The 20,148-nt window shown below is 49.4% G+C and carries 16 protein-coding genes; 1 reads left to right on the forward strand and 15 read right to left on the reverse strand.

Translation table 11 applies throughout. The features are described from left to right. Positions 1–413 precede the first annotated feature (413 nt). Both secA and SOHN41_RS16525 read right to left on the reverse strand, forming a co-directional pair. Entirely contained in the window at positions 414–3,140 is a 2,727-nt protein-coding gene (gene secA, locus SOHN41_RS16520) for a preprotein translocase subunit SecA (RefSeq protein WP_007651233.1), read from the reverse strand. Between the two features lie 60 nt (positions 3,141–3,200). Continuing rightward, positions 3,201–4,100 (reverse strand): M23 family metallopeptidase, encoded by a 900-nt coding sequence (locus SOHN41_RS16525; protein WP_037459467.1) that lies wholly within the window; start codon positions 4,098–4,100, stop codon positions 3,201–3,203. Between the two features lie 27 nt (positions 4,101–4,127). Here SOHN41_RS16525 and SOHN41_RS16530 point away from each other — a divergent pair, with 27 nt between their 5' ends. Continuing rightward, positions 4,128–4,574, forward strand: a complete 447-nt coding sequence (locus tag SOHN41_RS16530; protein ID WP_037459469.1) for a DUF721 domain-containing protein — start codon at positions 4,128–4,130, stop codon at positions 4,572–4,574. Between the two features lie 12 nt (positions 4,575–4,586). On the opposite strand, the gene lpxC is transcribed toward SOHN41_RS16530, so the two are convergent. The 13 genes from lpxC to ftsL all read right to left on the reverse strand — a co-directional run bounded on the left by lpxC (position 4,587) and on the right by ftsL (position 20,136). After that, entirely contained in the window at positions 4,587–5,507 is a 921-nt protein-coding gene (gene lpxC / locus SOHN41_RS16535; RefSeq protein WP_037459471.1) for a UDP-3-O-acyl-N-acetylglucosamine deacetylase, read from the reverse strand. Positions 5,508–5,689: 182 nt separating this feature from the next. Beyond that, a complete protein-coding gene (ftsZ, locus tag SOHN41_RS16540) occupies positions 5,690–6,871 on the reverse strand; it encodes a cell division protein FtsZ (protein WP_007651243.1) in 1,182 nt (393 codons plus the stop codon). Between the two features lie 33 nt (positions 6,872–6,904). Beyond that, positions 6,905–8,140 carry a cell division protein FtsA gene (gene ftsA / locus SOHN41_RS16545; RefSeq protein WP_007651244.1) on the reverse strand — a complete coding sequence of 412 codons (1,236 nt, stop codon included), beginning with the start codon at positions 8,138–8,140 and terminating at the stop codon, positions 6,905–6,907. Beyond that, the gene (locus SOHN41_RS16550) at positions 8,121–8,870 is read right to left on the reverse strand and encodes a cell division protein FtsQ/DivIB (protein ID WP_007651246.1); all 750 of its coding nucleotides are present in this window, start codon (positions 8,868–8,870) and stop codon (positions 8,121–8,123) included. The genes ftsA and SOHN41_RS16550 overlap by 20 nt, the downstream gene beginning before the upstream one ends. 150 nt (positions 8,871–9,020) lie before the next feature. Then, the gene (murC, locus tag SOHN41_RS16555) at positions 9,021–10,487 is read right to left on the reverse strand and encodes a UDP-N-acetylmuramate--L-alanine ligase (protein WP_037459474.1); all 1,467 of its coding nucleotides are present in this window, start codon (positions 10,485–10,487) and stop codon (positions 9,021–9,023) included. A gap of 2 nt (positions 10,488–10,489) precedes the next feature. Beyond that, on the reverse strand, positions 10,490–11,578 hold the full coding sequence (gene murG / locus SOHN41_RS16560; RefSeq protein WP_007651251.1) for an undecaprenyldiphospho-muramoylpentapeptide beta-N-acetylglucosaminyltransferase: 1,089 nt from the start codon (positions 11,576–11,578) through the stop codon (positions 10,490–10,492). Next, a complete protein-coding gene (ftsW, locus tag SOHN41_RS16565) occupies positions 11,578–12,789 on the reverse strand; it encodes a cell division protein FtsW (RefSeq protein WP_007651253.1) in 1,212 nt (403 codons plus the stop codon). Before ftsW ends, murG begins: the two co-directional genes overlap by 1 nt. Beyond that, on the reverse strand, positions 12,779–14,098 hold the full coding sequence (gene murD / locus SOHN41_RS16570) for a UDP-N-acetylmuramoyl-L-alanine--D-glutamate ligase (protein WP_007651256.1): 1,320 nt from the start codon (positions 14,096–14,098) through the stop codon (positions 12,779–12,781). The genes ftsW and murD overlap by 11 nt, the downstream gene beginning before the upstream one ends. 6 nt (positions 14,099–14,104) lie before the next feature. Further along, positions 14,105–15,187 carry a phospho-N-acetylmuramoyl-pentapeptide-transferase gene (mraY, locus tag SOHN41_RS16575; protein WP_007651257.1) on the reverse strand — a complete coding sequence of 361 codons (1,083 nt, stop codon included), beginning with the start codon at positions 15,185–15,187 and terminating at the stop codon, positions 14,105–14,107. Next, entirely contained in the window at positions 15,188–16,570 is a 1,383-nt protein-coding gene (locus SOHN41_RS16580) for a UDP-N-acetylmuramoyl-tripeptide--D-alanyl-D-alanine ligase (protein WP_007651258.1), read from the reverse strand. It abuts the gene before it with no gap. Next, positions 16,567–18,057, reverse strand: coding sequence for a UDP-N-acetylmuramoyl-L-alanyl-D-glutamate--2,6-diaminopimelate ligase (murE, locus tag SOHN41_RS16585; protein ID WP_007651259.1), 1,491 nt, complete (start codon positions 18,055–18,057; stop codon positions 16,567–16,569). The genes SOHN41_RS16580 and murE overlap by 4 nt, the downstream gene beginning before the upstream one ends. After that, the gene (locus SOHN41_RS16590) at positions 18,054–19,808 is read right to left on the reverse strand and encodes a peptidoglycan glycosyltransferase FtsI (RefSeq protein ID WP_007651260.1); all 1,755 of its coding nucleotides are present in this window, start codon (positions 19,806–19,808) and stop codon (positions 18,054–18,056) included. Before SOHN41_RS16590 ends, murE begins: the two co-directional genes overlap by 4 nt. A 13-nt stretch (positions 19,809–19,821) precedes the next feature. Further along, positions 19,822–20,136, reverse strand: a complete 315-nt coding sequence (gene ftsL / locus SOHN41_RS16595) for a cell division protein FtsL (protein ID WP_037459476.1) — start codon at positions 20,134–20,136, stop codon at positions 19,822–19,824. Between the last annotated feature and the right edge of the window lie 12 nt (positions 20,137–20,148).

Raw genomic sequence — 20,148 nt, forward strand, 5'->3', positions numbered from 1 at the left:
TGCGTATTCTACGCATTCCCATTAGTGCGTCAAGTAGTTTTTTCAACTTTCTCAACACTCATCGTTTAGCTCGCTAACCGATGAACTGCTTGGCTTTCTTTGCTTAACTTGCGTTTCGCCGTCTGCCGTGTCAGTGGATGCGCATTATAGGGAGCTGCGGATTTTGTGCAAGGGCTTTTTTGAGAATTTTTGATCTTTTTTCAATGCATTCAGTTAGTCACAAAATACTCACTCTTTATCCTCAGACTTATCCACAAAACAGATAAAAGCGGTTAATTTTAGTGCAACTGAACTCGTTAGGATTTATAGCCGAAGGGCTTTATATACCGTGGATGGTTAAAGCACTTATAAAGAAGCAGGTATAAAAAAGGCGACTATAACAGTCGCCTTTTAGAACGGATTCGCGTATCAGGCTAGCTTAACTTACCGTGACACTGCTTATACTTACGGCCAGAGCCACAAGGACAAGGATCGTTACGACCGACTTTATCACCATCGCGGATCATTGGCGTGTGAGCCATCATCTCGTCGCTACCATCATCCCCACCGACTAATGCTTCTGCAGCGGCGTGCTGGTAGTCGCGTTGGATCTTAGCATCTTCTTCGCGGCGACGGGCTTCCATCTCTTCGACATCGGATTGAGCCTGCACTTGTACTTTTGACAGCACACTGATGACATCGTGCTTCAAGGTTGTGAGCAATTGCTGGAATAGCTCAAACGATTCGCGCTTATATTCTTGCTTTGGATTTTTCTGTGCATAACCACGTAGGTGAATACCTTGGCGAAGGTGATCCATTGCAGCTAAATGCTCTTTCCACAGACCATCGAGGGTTTGCAGCATGACAGCTTTTTCGAATTGGCGCAGTACTGGCGCACCCACCATTTCTTCTTTTGCTTTATAAGCATCAGACCAAGAAGTAATAATACGCTCACGTAATGTTTCTTCGTGCAGGTCGTCTTCTTTATCAAGCCATTCTTGGATTGGCAGTTTAAGCATAAATTCTTGCTGTAAACGTTGCTCTAAACCTGGAACATCCCATAACTCTTCCACTGATTGTGGTGGAATGTATTGATCAATGACCGCACCAATCACATCGTCTTGAATGTTTTGGATTGTATCTTCAATACTTTGTGCATCCATCAGTTCGTTACGTTGGGCATATACTACTTGGCGTTGGTCGTTGGCCACATCGTCAAATTCGAGTAATTGCTTACGGATATCGAAGTTACGCGCTTCGACTTTGCGCTGGGCGTTTTCGATAGCACGGGACACCCATGGATGTTCGATCGCTTCACCTTCTTCCATACCCAATTTTTTCATCATGCCTGAGACACGATCCGAGGCGAAGATACGCATCAAGCTATCTTCCATCGATAGGTAGAAGCGTGAAGAGCCCGCATCACCTTGTCGACCAGAACGACCACGTAACTGGTTGTCGATACGACGTGATTCGTGACGCTCAGTCCCTAATATATGTAAACCACCAGCGGCAACGACGGCGTCATGGCGAACTTGCCAATCGGCTTTGATCTTGGCTTTTTGCTCTGGCGTTGGATTACCGAGGGCATCGATTTCCATATTCCAGTTGCCACCTAACACTATGTCAGTACCACGACCAGCCATGTTAGTGGCAATCGTCACGGCGCCAGTACGGCCTGCTTGGGCAACGATTTCCGCTTCTTTTTCGTGGAACTTAGCGTTAAGCACTTGGTGTGGGATCTTTTCCTTCACCATCAAACGAGCTAGTAACTCAGATTGCTCGATGGATACTGTACCCACCAATACTGGCTGGCCACGCTCACGGCAATCTTTGATATCTTTGATAATCGCTTGATACTTTTCATTGGCGGTTAAGTAAACCAAGTCCGCCATATCCTTACGTACCATTGGACGGTTGGTTGGCACTACCACAGTATCTAAACCATAGATATGTTGGAATTCAAACGCTTCGGTATCGGCAGTACCTGTCATACCCGCCAGCTTCTCGTATTGACGGAAGTAGTTCTGGAAAGTAATTGAAGCCAATGTTTGGTTTTCGTTTTGAATGTGTACGCCTTCTTTGGCTTCAACGGCTTGATGTAAGCCTTCTGACCAACGACGCCCCGGCATAGTACGACCAGTATGCTCATCGACAATAATCACTTCACCATCTTGAACGATATAGTCAACATCGCGTTCGAATAGTGTATGAGCACGCAGGGCTGCGTTTACATGGTGCAGTAAAGAAATATTGGCGGCAGAATAAAGTGAATCACCTTCGGCTAACATGCCGCGTTCGATCAGCAGGTTTTCGACTTTTTCTTGGCCACGTTCGGTGAAATGTACTTGTTTGGCTTTTTCATCGATGCTGTAGTCACCCTCACCAACATACTCTTCCGTATCTTCTTTATCTTGACGGATAAGATTTGGGATCAGGGTGTTAATTTTGATGTATAGCTCAGAGCTATCTTCAGCGGCGCCAGAGATAATCAACGGCGTACGCGCTTCGTCGATTAAGATTGAATCCACTTCGTCGATTAGGGCGTAGTGTAATGGACGTTGAACCCGTTCTTGCGGTGAAAACGCCATATTATCGCGCAGATAGTCGAAACCGAATTCGTTGTTGGTGCCGTAGGTGATATCGGCATTATAAGCAGCTTTCTTTTCATGCTGACCAAGACCTGCCACGTTGATGCCTACGGTTAAACCTAAGAATTCAAATAGCGGGCGGTTATTCTCGGCATCACGACGCGCCAAGTAATCGTTCACGGTAATGACGTGTACGCCTTTCCCCGTCAGCGCATTTAAATAGGCGGGCAAAGTTGCCGTTAAGGTTTTACCTTCACCCGTACGCATCTCAGCGATACGGTTACTGTCGAGTACCATGCCACCAAGCAACTGCACATCGAAATGACGCATTTCAAATATACGCTTAGAGGCTTCACGAACCGTGGCAAATGCCTCGGCCATAATTGCTTCGAGGGTTTCACCTGCTGCTAAACGCTCACGAAACTCGGCGGTTTTAGCCTTTAATTCGTCATCGGTTAATTTTTCATAATCGGCTTCAAGCGCATTAATCTGATTAACGACTTTTTGCAAACCTTTGAGGGTACGGTCGTTACGACTACCAAATACTTTTGTCAGTAATTTACCAAACATCTGAATCACTTATTCTCTGTAGGCCAAGTCCATGATGGAACCTAGAAGCCAATGTTTCAATTAACTTGCTTTGCGGTAGACAAACTTTTGTGGATCTATCTGCTGTCCGCCACGCAACACTTCATAATGCACATGGGCCCCTGTCGAGCGCCCAGTACTTCCCATACTGGCGATGGTATCGCCTTTTGCGACCACATCACCTACAGTCACTGACAAAGCTTTATTATGGCCATAGCGAGTACGTAGCCCATTACCATGGTCAATTTCAACCAACTCACCATAACCGAACATATTCCCAGCCCAAGTCACCACGCCTGCGGCAGTCGCGACAACGTTAGCCCCTTCTCGGCTGGTAAAATCTATGCCTTTATGCATAGTTCTGCGACCGTTAAAAGGGTCATTACGTAATCCGTAGGGCGATGATAACCAACCTTTATCGAGTGGAAGCCCTGATACATAACGTTCTTCATCTATATGGTGGTTAGATGACACTGTTTCAAGTAGTGATAGTTGAACATTATTGTTATCAATTCGTGAGGCGAGCTTATCCATATCATCGATAAGCTGTCCAAGTTCGATATTTGTGCCTAATTCGCTTAAACCACCGACACCAACCTCGGATGAAAAATCGAAATCATCCTCCAGTTTATTCCGTTCGGCGACTTGTTGACCTAAGGCCTCGAGGCGGGTAATTTTTGCCTGCATACGGGCAACGTGAGTCACTAGCATAGCCAGTTGAGACTCAGTAGCACTCTTCAGTTCTAAGACTTGTTTTTTCTGTTGTTCGCGTACGAGACGATCGTTATCGACACTGGCTTGCTGATCTTCAAATCGAGCGGAGTTGTGTTGATAAATACCGGCACCAGTAGCCAACAATAACATGGGAAGGAGCAACCAGCGTTTACTGGGTTGCCAGCGCGTGACGCCATTCCGACCTTGAATAAATACTGTTACACTCATAGCCTAATTCAGCCATCTTATTATCATATGAAAAAGCCCCCTCAAGATCTCAGCCAATTACTACACCAGTCGGGCAAATTACCCGACATCGCTGAGAAAGCGGAACTACTTTTATATCTGGATCAGCATGTGAAGCAGATTGTCGCAGGTCCTATAGCGGAACAGCTGAAAGTTGCTAACTTCCGCCAGGGTGTTCTTGTAGTTGAAACCACTTCGGCTGCCTGGGCCGCACGAATTAATTTCCAAAAGTCGAAGCTACTCGCGCAACTTCAAGCAGAAACGCTCCCAATCCTTACCGCAATTGAGGTCAAAGTCAACCCGAGATTAGCAATGTATGATGCAAAGCCTAAACAAGCTCACAAAGAACTGAGCCCTGTTGCGGCGGAACATATTGCCGCGCTAGCAGAAAATGTGAGTGGCACACTGGGCGAAAAACTAAAACGGCTGGCCTCATTGGCCAGCCGTAATAAATAAACTCAGCCGCTTTTAAGCAAACACGGCGCCACCAGGCACAGTAAAGCTGACGGGGACATCGGCTTCTTTTTCAAAGCTGACTAACTCCCACGCATCCTGTTGTGCCAGAAGTGCTCGCACTAATTGGTTATTCAGTGCATGGCCCGTTTTATAGGCTGTGAACTCACCTAAAATGGCGTGTCCCGCGACGTAGAGATCACCAAATGCATCTAAAATCTTGTGCTTAACAAACTCGTCCTCATAACGCAGGCCGTCGGGGTTGAGGACGCGGTATTCATCAAGTACAACCGCATTTTCCATGCTGCCACCTAATGCAAGGTTGTTAGCACGCAGATACTCAATATCACGCATAAAACCAAAAGTACGGGCACGGCTGATGTCTTTAACAAAAGCAGATGTTGAGAAGTCCATCACCACATGCTGTTGACTACGGGCGATCTCTGGGTGAGTAAAGTCAATTTTAAAATTAACTCTAAAACCTTTAAACGGTTTTAGCTCGGCCCATTTATCACCGTCCTCAACACGCACAGGGTGTTTAATCTTTAGGTACTTCTTAGGTGCAGCCTGCTCTTTAATACCGGCAGACTGTAATAAGAAGACGAATGGACTCGCACTGCCATCCATGATTGGGATTTCAGGCGCGTCCACTTCGATTACGGCGTTGTCTATGCCTAAACCTGCGAGTGCGGCAAATAAATGCTCAATAGTTGAAATTCGAATACCTTCGTCATTGACAAGAGCCGTGCACATAGTGGTTTCACGAACTTGTTCCGCCTTTGCAGGAATAGCAACGGCAGGACTCAAATCGGTACGCACAAGTACGATCCCTGTATTAACTGGTGCGGGCATAATGCTCAAGGTGACCTTATTGCCGGAGTGTAATCCGACTCCGGTAGTTTTCACCATTTTTTGAACAGTTCTTTGAAATATCATTCAGTTACCCGTATTTATTCGAATTACAAAGCTTAATATTTGCACACCCAACAGTGGCGAAACGGCCACACTGGTATGACATGATAACATAACTTAACCATGTCATACAAATGCAGCTATCCTGTGGTACCGCTCGGCAACGAGTGATACTCCAGAATACACGCTGGACTCAAATGCTCTTGTTAATCAGCTTGCTTACGCAAAAACGCTGGGATATCAAGATAATCCAATTCATGCTTTGTTGAAGGAGCTGGAGCAGGTTGAGCCACCGTTGGCACTACGTTGCCCTTTGGTGCCGCATAACTCACGTGGGCAACTTCTTCGACATAAGCTTCCACTTTTGGTTCCACAACCACTGGCTCTGGACGAGGCGCAGGCTTAGAAACCAATTGAATATCAGGACGCTTTTCAGCACCGATACCAGTTGCAACTACAGTTACACGCAGCTCGTCGCTCATTTCTGGGTCGATGACAGCACCCACGACCACAGTCGCGTTGTCAGAGGCGTAAGCCTTAACATGGTTACCGACGGTTTCGAATTCTTCGATGCTCATGTCCATACCTGCGGTAATGTTAACTAACACACCACGGGCACCGGCTAAGTCGATGTCTTCTAATAATGGGCTGGCCACAGCAGCTTCGGCGGCTTCTTCCGCACGGTCTTCACCGCGAGCAACACCCGTACCCATCATGGCATTACCCATTTCGGACATAACGGTTTTGACGTCCGCAAAGTCGACGTTAATTAGGCCTGGGCGCGTAATCAGTTCGGCAATACCTTGTACCGCGCCGAGTAACACGTTATTCGCTGCGGCAAACGCATCGAGTAAAGAAGTACCACGACCCAATACTTTTAATAATTTTTCGTTTGGAATCGTGATTAACGAATCCACGTGCTTGGCGAGCTCGGCGATACCTTGCTCAGCATAAGCCATACGCTTTTTCCCTTCGAATGGGAAAGGCTTAGTCACTACTGCAACGGTCAAAATGCCTTCTTCACGGGCAATTTGTGCCACAACAGGGGCTGCACCTGTACCTGTACCACCGCCCATACCGGCGGCGATAAAGATCATGTCTGAGCCTTTAATCGCCGCACGAATGTTCTCGCGGTCTTCTTCAGCGGCTGCACGACCCACATCAGGGTTCGCACCTGCACCTAGACCTTTAGTGACATCACGGCCTAATTGAATTGTTGAGCCAGCACTTGATTTACGTAGTGCCTGTGCGTCTGTGTTGGTAACGACAAACTCAACACCTTCAATGTTGTGTTTGACCATATGCTCGACAGCATTACCGCCGCCGCCGCCAACGCCGATGACTTTAATCACCGCGTCATCTGAGTGAGTGTCCATGATCTCAAACATTGTCTGATCTCCGTGTTGCCTGCGTTATGAAAATTAAAATTCGCCCTTAAACCAGCTTTGGACCCGATTCCAAGCACTGGTTACCCCTTGACGCTCAGGACGTTCGAATTGACGTTCGATCACCCGTCTTGCACCGTAGTGAAGCAGCCCGACTCCAGTGGAGTAAATAGACTGATCCACGTATTCATATAACCCTTTGATCGGTAGCGGTGACGCCACCCGAACTGGCATGCCGAAGGTTGCTTCCGCAATATCGACTACGCCTTGAATCGACGCTGTGCCACCCGTGAGCACAATACCTGCGGCGATTTGGTCTTCTAAACCACTGTCTTTCAACTCCTTGAGTACTAACTCAAACAGCTCTTGATATCTTGGCTCTACCACTTCGGCAAGCGTGTGACGTGACATGCTGCGCGATGGACGCCCACCGACTGAAGGCACTTCGATGCTGTCTTCACGGCTCACCATGGAGCTGCGCGCACAGGCAAACTGCACTTTAATCTGTTCGGCATGTGACGACGGCGTACGGAAAATCTTCGCAATGTCGTTAGTCACTTGGTTGCCTGCAACTGGCACAACCGCGCAGTGACGCAGGGCCCCATTGGTGTAAACCGCAATATCCGTAGTGCCACCGCCGATATCGACGATACACACACCTAAGTCTTTCTCATCGAAGGTCAGTACCGCATCCGCCGAGGCAATGCCGGAGAACACTAAGTCATCCACCTTCAAGCCACAACGCTCGACACTCTTAGTAATGTTCTTCGCCATATCATTGGCGCAGGTCACTATGTGCACCTTAGCTTCCATTCGCATGCCCGACATGCCGATGGGGCTGCGAATACCGTCTTGCACGTCGATGGCATATTCCTGTGGCAGCACATGCAGGATGCGACGTTCCGTCGGGATCTTCACCGAGCGTGCGGTGTGGATCACGTTGTCTACGTCTTCCTGAGTCACTTCTTCATCGTTAATCGACACCATGCCATTTTCGTTTTGGCAGGCGATATGTTTACCGGAAATGCTCAGGTAAACCGATGATACTTGGCAATCTGCCATTAATTCCGCTTGATCGAGCGCACGTTGCACACTGCGCACGATGGAGTCTAAATCGTTAACGCCACCTTTATCCATGCCCCTTGAAGGGTGGTTACCAAGGCCGACTATGCTGATTTCGCCATCGGGCAGAACTTCGCCTATGATCACTGCGACTTTAGAGGTTCCTATGTCCAATCCGACGATCAGATTTCTATCTTGGTTTTTGGTCATTAATTATCGGCTCTCTTGTTTGTGCATCGCCCCAGCCTACGGCCAACCCTGTGTCGTAGCGCAAATCCACTCTGGCAATTGGTTTATCTTGTTTCGCCAATAGCGGGTAAACAGTGATAAACCTTTGTATCCTTGCCATTTTATCTTCTCGACCTAGGTCTAAAACGATTCCGTTACCTAGTGTCGCGTGCCACGCATGCCGTGGCGTTAAACTCAAACTGGCTAAGGTAAAGCCATTAATCTTCAGTAGCGAGTTAACCTGCGCGTAAGCGGTTAATACCTCGGTGCCCATACTGTCCGGTCCAGATAACTGCGGCAGATATTCAAGCTCAGGGTGTGATGGCGCTTCAAACACTTCACCATGCACATTGAGCCAAGCGGTGCCATTCCAGTGGGCAACGGGTTGTTGCTCCTGTAAATACACCCTAAGTTTCGCAGGCCACTCACGCCTAACTGATGCGCGATATACCCAAGGTAAGGCTTCTAACGCCTGTTGCACTAAGGTGATGTCTGCACTGAAAAAACTCCGCTGCATTAAATCCTGTAGTGCAATTTGTATATCTCTATCCGTGGTGTAAGTCCGTTCACCCTTGATGGCAACCGCCTCAATGGGCAAGGTGCTGGCATCATTTAAAAATTTATGCAATTGGTAGCCGCCAAAGACGAAACTCCCAATGACTAACCATAAAAAACCAATCCCGCTCCACAGGTACCAATTAACCCGGGACATCCTCGCCCGCCAGTGTCGCCTCTTATCACTCCAAGACACGTTTGCTTCCACCTTTCAACGACACTACTAAAAACCACAGAAAATCGGCCATTATATAGAGCTAAATCTTTTGGTCAAAATTTCCTTTAACCTGAGATCCCACGCGATACATCAAGGTTTTGCTTCGTTAGCCACAACCGTTGCAAAGCCTAATTCTGAGACTGCTAACTGGCGCGACAGGGCGCCTATATTACCCGCACCTTGGGTCAACAATAAATCCCCTTCTTGCAACACATCGGGCAGCACCTCGGCGAGCTGATCTGGGCTGGCAATGAAGATAGGATCAAGCTGGCCGCGAAGACGAATTGAACGACACAGAGCCCGGCCATCGGCCCCAGTAATGGGCGCCTCACCTGCACTGTAGACATCGAGCAATAGCAGGCAGTCCACCTGAGATAACACCTCAATAAAGTCTTCGTACAAGTCACGGGTGCGCGTATATCTATGGGGCTGATAGGCCATGACTAAGCGTTTTTCAGGCCAGCCAGCACGTGCTGCTTTAATGGTCGCCGCCACTTCGCTTGGGTGGTGACCATAGTCATCCACTAACATCACTTCGCCCTTTGGTGTCGCGAACTTTCCTAAATGCTGGAAGCGACGGCCAATGCCTTGGAATTCAGCTAAGGCTTGAATGATGGCACTGTCATCAATTTCATCTTCGGTCGCGACGGCAATCGCCGCGAGGGCATTGAGCACATTGTGCTGGCCAGGTAAATTCAGCAGTAAATCTAAATCATCTTTGCCTTTACGTCTGACGGTGAAGCGGCATTGATGCCCTTGCTGGCTAAAATTCAACGCCTGCACATCGGCATCGTCATTGAAGCCATAGGTCACTAAATGACGACCGATACGCGGCATAATTTCCCGCACTACGGGATCATCAATACAGACCACGGCCACGCCATAGAAAGGCAAGTTATGCAAAAAATCGACGAAGGTGGATTTGAGTTTCTCAAAGTCGCCGCCGTAGGTATCCATATGGTCGGCTTCGATATTGGTCACTACGCTGACCATGGGCTGCAAATGCAGGAAGCTCGCATCGCTCTCGTCCGCCTCGGCGATCAAATAACGACTGGTACCCAATCTTGCATTAGTACCTGCACTATTCAGTAAACCACCGATCACAAAGGTAGGATCTCGCCCAGCTTGACCATAAACACTGGCGATAAGGCTAGTGGTTGTCGTTTTACCATGGGTGCCCGCAATCGCCACACCGTGGCGGTAACGCATCAACTCGGCCAACATTTCGGCACGACGGACTATGGGAATACGTAATTCTTTGGCGGCAAGGATTTCTGGGTTTTCCAGATTAATTGCCGTTGAGACGACGACCACATCCACTTGTTGCACGTTTTCGGCGCCATGACCGATATTAATTTTCGCGCCCAGCAGGCAGAGTCTGTCGGTGACCGCATTTTGCGCGATATCCGAACCACTCACCTGATAACCTTCGTTCACTAATACTTCGGCGATCCCGCCCATGCCCGCGCCGCCAATACCGACGAAATGAATACGCTTAATGCGGCGCATTTCTGGGATCATACTTCTTAGCTGTATGTATCTTTCTGTCTTAGTCATACTTATCCTTTCTCGGCGAGAGTGATACACACTTGGGCGACCTGCTCGGTTGCATCCAACACGGCAACCTCCCTCGCTCTTTGGCCCATACGGGCTAATTCAGTTCTATCATTGGCGAGTAGCTGTAACTTACTCACCAGTTTATTCACGTCCAAGATGGCCTGCGGCAATAGGAAAGCGGCGCCAGCCTCAACCAATACTTGGCCGTTACGGGTTTGGTGATCATCCACCGCGTGGGGATAGGGCACCAGAATACTCGGCAGCCCCACTGCTGCTAACTCGGATACCGTCAGCGCGCCAGCACGGCACAATACCACATCCGCCCAGCGATAGGCGGCCTCCATATCATCAATAAACTCGGCAACATTCACCCCGCCATCTTGCCCCTGCTGCTGATAAGCCGCTTTTACGCTGGCAAGATTATCTTTGCCTACTTGATGCCACACGGTAATCGACTGCTGCTTACTCAAAGCGGCAACGACCTCAGGCATAAGCTCGTTAAAAATTTTGGCACCCAGACTTCCACCCACCACCAACACTTTTAAGGCATCATCCGCGGCTTGCTTAGGTTCTGCACCTAGGGCAATCAACTCACGGCGAATCGGATTCCCCACCACCTTGGCCTTCACGTTGGTAAAGGTGTTTTGAAAGGCGCACAGCACTTGGCTCGCAATTCGCGATAACAACTTATTGGTCATCCCAGGAATGGCATTTTGCTCATGCAGCACTAAGGGCACGCCCGCTAATTTAGCGGCCACACCACCAGGACCACTGGCAAAACCGCCCATGCCCAGCACCACATCGGGTTTAAACTCGGCAATCACGGCCTTAGCTTGCAAAATCGAGCGCACCACTTTAAAAGGCGCCGCTAATTTACGCACTAGACCATTTCCTCGCACGCCTTTGATGTCGATAAAGTCGATATCGAAGCCATACTGAGGCACTAAACGCGCCTCCATACGATCGGCCGTGCCTAACCAGCGCACCTGCCACCCCTGTTGCGCTAGATACTTAGCCACCGCCAGCGCCGGGAACACATGTCCTCCCGTACCACCCGCCATGACTAAAATACGTTTACCCGCATTGGCCATCACTTTAATCTCCCTTGTACGGCCTGAACTAAACTCATGCGCCGTTCGTAATCGATGCGTAGTAATGTCATTGCCGCCGCCGTCATGACCCATAGACTACTACCGCCGTAACTGACAAAGGGCAGAGTTAACCCTTTAGTAGGTAACATACCAATGCTTGCTCCCACATTAACGACGGTCTGGAAACAGATCCAAATACCAATGGCATAGGCCAGATAACCTTCGAAGGCTTTGTCCATCACCAGACATAAATTGCCCAATCGAATCGCCCTCAATGCCACAAACAGCAACACGGATAACACGGCAATAATGCCGATAAAACCTAGCTCTTCGCCAATCACGGCAAAGATAAAGTCGGTATGGGCTTCGGGTAGGTATTCCAATTTTTGAATACTGTTGCCTAACCCTTGACCGAACCAATCCCCGCGACCATAGGCCATCAAAGATTGTGTTAACTGATAGCCGCTACCGAAGGGATCCTGCCAAGGATCCATAAAGGAAGTGACCCGGCGCATACGATAAGGTTCTAATAATACTAAGGCAACGAAGGCCAAGATCCCGGCAAATATCAGGGCGAAAAAGTCGAGCAAGCGTGCCCCCGCGAGGAATAGCAGCCCTACAGTGCCGACGAATAACACCACAACCGTACCTAAGTCGGGTTGCATCAAAATCAAGATGGCGTAAATTGCAAATACCGCGATCGGTTTATAGAAACCCTTCGCATTTTCACGCACTTCTTGATGACGGCGTACCAAATAACCCGCCATATACACAGAGAAGGCAAACTTTGCCACTTCCGCGACTTGGATACGGATCGGGCCAATGGATAACCAACGGGTCGCACCGTTCACTGTGGTGCCCACAGCTAATACCGCCAGTAACATCAGCCCAACGACGAGCAACATAATGGGGCTCATACGCTGCCACGTTTGCATTTCGACCCGAAGGACAAATGCGGCAATCACGAGGCAACCGAGTAGATAGCCCACATGCCGAGTCATAAAGTAGAACGGGTTACCCGTTAACGTCTGGGCCTCGGGCATAGAGGCCGACATTACCATCACAAAACCAAAGCCAATCAGAGACAACACGGCCGTGAGCAAAGCCCGATCGTACAATTGCACGCCCGGAACTTCGGTATCACGTTGCCAGTTGGGGAGTGCATTCAACACCCGCCCAAACAGGCTGAGTTGTCTTGCATCACTCGCCATCGAGTTGCTCCACTTGGCTTCTAAAGTCATCCCCACGAGCCATAAAATTGCTGTACATATCTAGGCTCGCACAGGCTGGCGATAACAGAACAATATCGCCCGAGGTGGCTAATTCTGCCGCCTTGGCAACGGCTGCCGCCATAGAATCAACCTTGATTGCTCCTTCCTTAAGCGCAGCAATCTTATTGCCATCGCGGCCTAACGTAATGAGGTGAGTCACCTTAGTTAATGGCTCGACCAGCGGGCCAAAGTCAGCCCCCTTACCATCACCACCGGCAATTAAAATGATATCGCCTAAGTGATCGCTTAAACCATCGAGCGCCGCAACAGTGGCGCCCACATTGGTCGCTTTTGAATCGTTCACATAGGTCACGCCACCTTTAACACCAACCACCTCACAACGATGGGATAACCCCGTAAAAGTGCGCGCCACTTTCGCCATGACTTGCCTATCCACTCCAACAGCATCCACCAAGGCCATGGCCGCGAGTAAATTGGCGTGATTATGGCTACCAATCAGGGATACTTCCGTGATGGGCATAATTTCACTGCTGCCGTGATAAATCTTACTGTCGCTGATACCCCATTCATCACCTTCGGGCGGCGCTAAACCAAAGCTATTTTGGTTCATCGGTTCCGTCGGCATAGTTAAGGCATCGTCACGATTAAAAAGGACCGCGCGACTCTGATGATACAAACGCAACTTAGCATTGCGATAGGCATCCATATCGCTGTATCTGTCCATATGGTCTTCGGTCACGTTCAAACAGGTTGAGACCACACAATTCAAACTGTGGGTGGTTTCCAGCTGGAAGCTCGACAGCTCAAGCACAAAAATCTCGGCATTCTTGCTCAGCAGATCGAGTGCAGGAATACCAATATTCCCGCCCACGGCCACGGCCATACCCGCTTCACGCAGCATTTCGCCAACCAGAGTTGTCACTGTCGATTTACCATTTGAGCCAGTGATGCCAATGACACAGGGCTTGCGATCGGCAATTTCACGGGCAAATAGTTCGACATCACCAATGACCTCAATCCCCATATCCAGTACGGCGCGCACCTCGGGCGTATCAATTGCAATACCGGGGCTGATGATGACTTGTGTCGCTTGTACTAAGTAACGGCAATCGAATCCGCCAGCAATTAACTGCACTTCAGGGAATGTGCTGGCAAGGGTGTCCGCACCTGGAGGTTGGCGACGGCTATCCATCACCAGCGGCGTGATGCCTTTTCCACACAAATAGCGCACTACCGAGAGCCCGGTGGCACCCAAACCTAACACTATGTGTGAATACTGACTTTGCATGAGCTGTTACCTTAACTTCAACGTGGCTAAGCCGAGTAAAACTAAGAAAATCGAGATAATCCAAAAGCGGACAATCACGCGTGGTTCAGGCCAACCTTTTAACTCGTAGTGGTGATGGATGGGCGCCATGCGGAAGATCCGCTGCCCACGTAACTTGTAAGAACCGACCTGCAGGATCACAGACACAGTTTCCATCACAAACACACCGCCCATAATGACTAACAGGATTTCTTGGCGTACTAATACCGCGATCGCACCGAGGGCGGCACCCAAAGAGAGTGAACCCACATCGCCCATAAACACCTGTGCTGGGTATGTGTTAAACCATAAAAAGCCTAAGCCAGCACCCACAATCGCGGTACAGACGATAACGAGTTCACCCGAGCCCGGTAAATGTGGAATATGCAGATAATTAGCAAACTGGACGTGGCCCGAAAGATAGGCAATCAAGGCAAACGCCGCCGCGACCATGACCGTTGGCATAATCGCTAGTCCATCTAGACCATCGGTTAAGTTGACCGCATTGCTCGACCCTACAATAGTGAAGTACGCCAATACGATAAACACGGCGCCAAGTTGCGGCATCACATCTTTAAAGAAAGGCACCACTAACTGTGTTTCACCCGGGTTAGCTGCGGTTGCATATAAAAAGAAGGCGATTAACAACGCCGCTAAGGATTGCAGAATATATTTCCAGCGCGCAATCAATCCCTTAGTGTCTTTACGCACCACTTTACGGTAATCGTCGATAAAACCGATCATGCCGAAGCTGCCTAATACAAACAGCATCACCCAGACATAGCGGCTACCGAGATCGCCCCACAACAATACGCTGATAAAGATGGCGGCGAGGATCAACAAGCCACCCATTGTTGGCGTACCGCGTTTACTAAAATGCGATTCAGGTCCGTCATTACGTACGACTTGACCAATTTGCATCAGTTGCAAACGCTCGATGAGTTTGGGCCCCCACCATAGGCTAAAAATTAATGCGGTTAATAGGCCTAAAATGGCTCTAAACGTCACATAAGAAAATACGTTAAACCCTGTATAAAACTGGGTTAAATACTCGGCCAGATACACCAGCATCTACACTAACTCCCCACGCCCGAAGGCTACTGTTAGGTCATCCACGACCCGCTCCATTGCGGCGCTACGTGAACCTTTAACTAAAACCGTCACCTGTCCCGGCAACTGGTTGATGTGTTTTATCAGTTTTTCTACTAACGTCGCCACGCTGTCATGGTGCTCCGCCCCGAAAGCTTGGCTCGTGTGCTGACTCAAACTCCCCGTACAAAACAGCGCATCAATCCCCTGCTGCTTTGCCAGTTGTCCGAGTTCAGCGTGCAAAAGGGGCGCATTGTCGCCTAATTCGCCCAAATCTCCCAGTACCAAACAGCGATTTTCAGAAATTTCCTTTAACCAAGCGATTGCCGCCCCGACAGACACAGGATTCGCGTTATAGCTGTCATCGATTAGACGAATTCGTCCTAATTGAGTTGGCTGCATCCGTCCTTTTACTGGGGTCAATTGGCTTAAACCACTCGCTATATCAGCAAGGCTTAAACCCAGCGCAATACACACACTTGCAGCGGCTAAGGCATTACTCACTTGATGACGTCCCGCCAAAGGTAAAACGACAGGACAAGACTCTCCTAAGTAATTGAGCATAAAACGATAACAACCGTCTTTATTCGCTTTATGTCCGCTTGCAATCACATCGATATGCCGTTTTGCCGCACCTTCCTGCTGGGAAAAGCTCAGTTGTTTGTATTGCTTAGCCTTCACCCTCATCACATCGGCAAAGGCATCATCGGCATTGATAATCGCCGTACCACCTGGCTGCAAATGATTAAAGATTTCCGATTTGGCCTGCGCAACACCCGCCTGGGAACCAAAGCCCTCTAAGTGGGCACTACCGACGTTATTGACCAGCGCCACTTGTGGACGAACCAGTCCAGAGGTGTAATCGATTTCCCCCTTGTGATTGGCCCCAAGTTCGAATACCCCGTATTCATCTTTTGGCGTTAAACGCAGCAGGGTCAAAGGCACGCCAATTTCATTATTGAAATTACCCGCGGTATAAAGGACTTGATGCTTAGCCGACAGGATAGTGGCAATCATTTCCTTCACACTGGTTTTACCGTTAGACCCCGTTAAGGCAACACAAATGGGATTGACTTGGTTGCGGACATAGGCACCAATTGCACCCATGGCCCTTTGACAATCCGCCACGATTAACTGCGGAATATCAAAGGGAAGTTCGCGCTCGACCATTAGAGCCGTAGCTCCGTTCTCAATCGCAGTGGCAGCAAAATCATGGCCGTCGAAACGCTCACCCTTTAAGGCGACGAATAGAGTTGCCGCGCCGATTTTACGGCTATCGCTGCTTAAATCTTGGATAGTGACATCGTCACCGACTCGATGCGCGCCTAAGTGTTGGCAAAGGGCCTCGAGGGAAAGAGGGATCATTGGGTTTGCTCCGATAACTGGCGTGCCAGGGCGCGTTCATCATAGTCATGACGCACACCTGCCGCCTCTTGATAAGTTTCATGGCCTTTACCCGCAAGCAAAATCACATCCCCAGATTTAGCCAATGCCACAACCTCTTTGATGGCTGTGATACGATCAACCTGTGTCAATGCGTGCTCTGGATTAATAAGCCCTTGGATAATATCGGTAATAATTTGCGCTGGGTCTTCACTGCGCGCATTGTCACTGGTCACCATAATGCGGTCGGCATATTGCTCTGCGGCTCTGCCCATCAGAGGACGCTTGCCCTTATCACGGTCGCCACCACAGCCAAATACGCACCATAAATCACCGATGCAGTGGCGACGTAGTGCATTTAACGCCTGTTCGATTGCATCTGGGGTATGGGCATAATCGACCACTAAGGTGATGTTATCCGCCGTGGTAAAACGTTCCATTCGACCTGCGACAGGCACTAAATAAGGCACCTGCTCGGCTAATGCCCGCATATCCATTCCCTGTAAATACGAGGCAGATAATGCAGCGAGTAAATTCGATAGGTTAAACGCGCCTAATAAGGGAGAACGGATTTCGACTTCGCCCTCAGGCCAAACTAATGTGGCCTGCACTCCTTGGTCATTAAATTGCGCATCTTTGGTATAAAAAGTAGCATCAGGATGTCCCTCAATACTAAAGCCCCAGATCTTAGCGGCGGCATTTTGCAGCTCAGATAACCAAACGGCGCCAACGGCATCGTCTAAGTTCAGCAAACCGTGACGCAATGTATCGAAGCGAAATAGCATTTGCTTAGCCACGGCATAGTTTTCCATATCGCCGTGGTAGTCTAAGTGGTCACGGGTAAGATTGGTAAACACGGCCACATCGAAGGGTACGGCATCGACTCGTCCTTGGACTAAACCGTGGCTAGAGACCTCCATCGCGCACACGCTCACACCTTGCGCTTCAAATTCATGTAATTGTCGCATCAGGGTAATGGCATCGGCGGTGGTATTGCCACTGTCAACCAACTCACCCCAAAGGCCATTACCTAAAGTGCCCATCACCGCCGCTTTGCCCGCTAATAAGGTCGTTAGCTGGGCGATAAGTTGACTGGTCGAGGTCTTACCGTTCGTTCCTGTGATACCGATAACGCCCATGGATTGGCCCTGGCTCACGGGGTAACGCACGGCGGCCAACGTCGAAACCTGTTGGCTAAGCCGATAAAAATAAATCTGTACGCCTTGCCCAGTATGCTCACTTGTTAGCACTTTGCCATGCTCACTTGGGTTGTCCGTATGGACTAACACTACGGAGGCACCTTGAGCTAAGGCTTTATCAATAAACTGTCTGCCATCCACCTTGTGCCCAGGCAGCGCCAAAAACACATCGCCGCGACATATTGCGCGGCTATCTAAGGTCAAATCGTTGAAGGACTGATTGCCCGAATACTCAAACCAAGGCGCTAACAGATCCCGTAACAACATCATTCTGTTCTCCCTGCGGCGATACCCGCCAACTGCACCTGTTCTTTATCGGAAATGGGTTCAACGTTTAACATTTGCAGTGCACCGGACATGACTTTAGCGAACGCCGGTCCTGCCACTGAACCACCATAATAGAGATCGCCCTTAGGCTCGTTAACCACCACCACAATCGCCAGTTTTGGATTGTTTACTGGGGCAACGCCTGCAAATAAGGCCACATAATCATCACCATACCCCCCTGCAATCGCCTTACGGCTAGTACCGGATTTACCCGCAACCGGATAACCATCGATATGGGCTAATGTGCCCGTGCCGCCTTTTTCGGTAACACTGACCATCATCTGCAGCACATCATTGGCTACATGTTGTGAAATGACCTGTTCACCCTCGGGCGGCTTCTTGAGTTTTAAAATGGACACTGGGTATAAAGTGCCCCCATTACCTAAGGTGGCGTACATACGAGCAAGCTGTAGCGTGGTTGCCGTTAAACCGTAACCGAAAGATAAAGTAGCACGTTCAAAGTCGGACCAACGGTGTCTGTCTTGGATCAAACCCGCGCTCTCGCCCGTAAGGTTAATCCCCGAAAAACTCCCCAGCCCCATAGATTGATAGGTGCCAAGCAATTGTTGTACGGGGATAGATAGGGCTAATTTACTGATCCCAACGTTACTGGATTTGGCCAGAATACGCGCCAAACTCATATCACCATAATTATTCGGATCGCGCACCTGACGCCCCCCCAAGCGCATCCAACCAGGAGAAGTAGGGATAATATCGGTCGACTTAACCGCCCCCGCCTCAAGCGCCGCCGCCACTACAAAAGGTTTAATGGTCGAGCCGGGTTCGAAGGTATCCGTCATGGCGCGGTTACGCATTCTGAAGGTTTGCAGATTATCCCGAGAATTAGGGTTATAGGATGGCGTGTTCACCATTGCCAGCACTTCACCGGTGTGGATATCGAGTACCACAATTGAACCCGATGTCGCTTGGTTCATTTCCGTGGTGCGCTTTAACTCTCGATAGGCGAGCTGCTGGATCCGATGATCGATACTCAACACCAGATCATTTGGGCTTTCACCTTCTTGGACAATATCGAGACGCTCCACCACATGACCATCACGGGATTTGCGAACTTTTTGCTTAGACGGTGTACCTGTGAGCCAGCTGTTATAGGCGTTCTCTACCCCTTCAATACCGACGTCATCGATATTGGTGATACCGATCAACTGGGCGGTGATTTCTCCACCGGGATAGTAACGACGGGACTCTGACTTTAAAAACACCCCAGGCAGTTTAAGCTGAGTGATGTAGTCGGCCACCGCTGGAGTGACTTGGCGTTTTAGATAGGTAAAACGTTTCGTGGGATTACTACGTACTCTGTCGAGCACATTTTCGATAGGCTCGTGCAATACATCGGCGAGGGCTTGCCAACGGCGCATATCGGCAAAACCATTGTTATCATTCACTTGCTTAGGATCGGCCCAGACCGCACGTACAGGTACACTGACGGCCAACATGTCGCCATTGCGGTCGGTGATCAGGCCACGCTGCACCTCACGACTGGTGGTACGCAGGGTACGCATATCGCTTTCATGGCGTAGCTTATCGGGCTCGATAATTTGGATATAGGCCGCGCGTCCCACTAGGCTGCAAAATAGCGCAAACACAAACCCCACCACAACGTATAGACGCCAGTGGATAAGTTGCGGTTTTTGCTTTTTGCTCGCCTGTTTGGTTTTTGCTTGCCTAATCATATTTTCCCTATACTCACGGCACCTTTACCACAACTTCTTCGCTGGGCAAGGGGCGACTCATGTTGAGCTCCTTCGATGCAATACGCGTAATGCGGCTATGTTCCGTTTGCGATTGCTCTTCCAATAATAAATTGCGCCACTCGATATCTAATCTGTCCCGCTCCTGTAGCAGTTGGTCCCACTGGGTAGTGAGTTTACGGCTAACATGGCTGGTATAAACCACAGCCACAGCATTACTGAGCACGAGCAAAGCCAATAACAAGATCCATTTGTGGCGCCATAAATCATGCAAAACGATCCGTGGCAGATTTAAAGAGGGCTTACTCACGTTGTTTGCCCC

This window comes from Shewanella sp. HN-41, assembly GCF_000217915.1.
Lineage (GTDB): Bacteria > Pseudomonadota > Gammaproteobacteria > Enterobacterales > Shewanellaceae > Shewanella.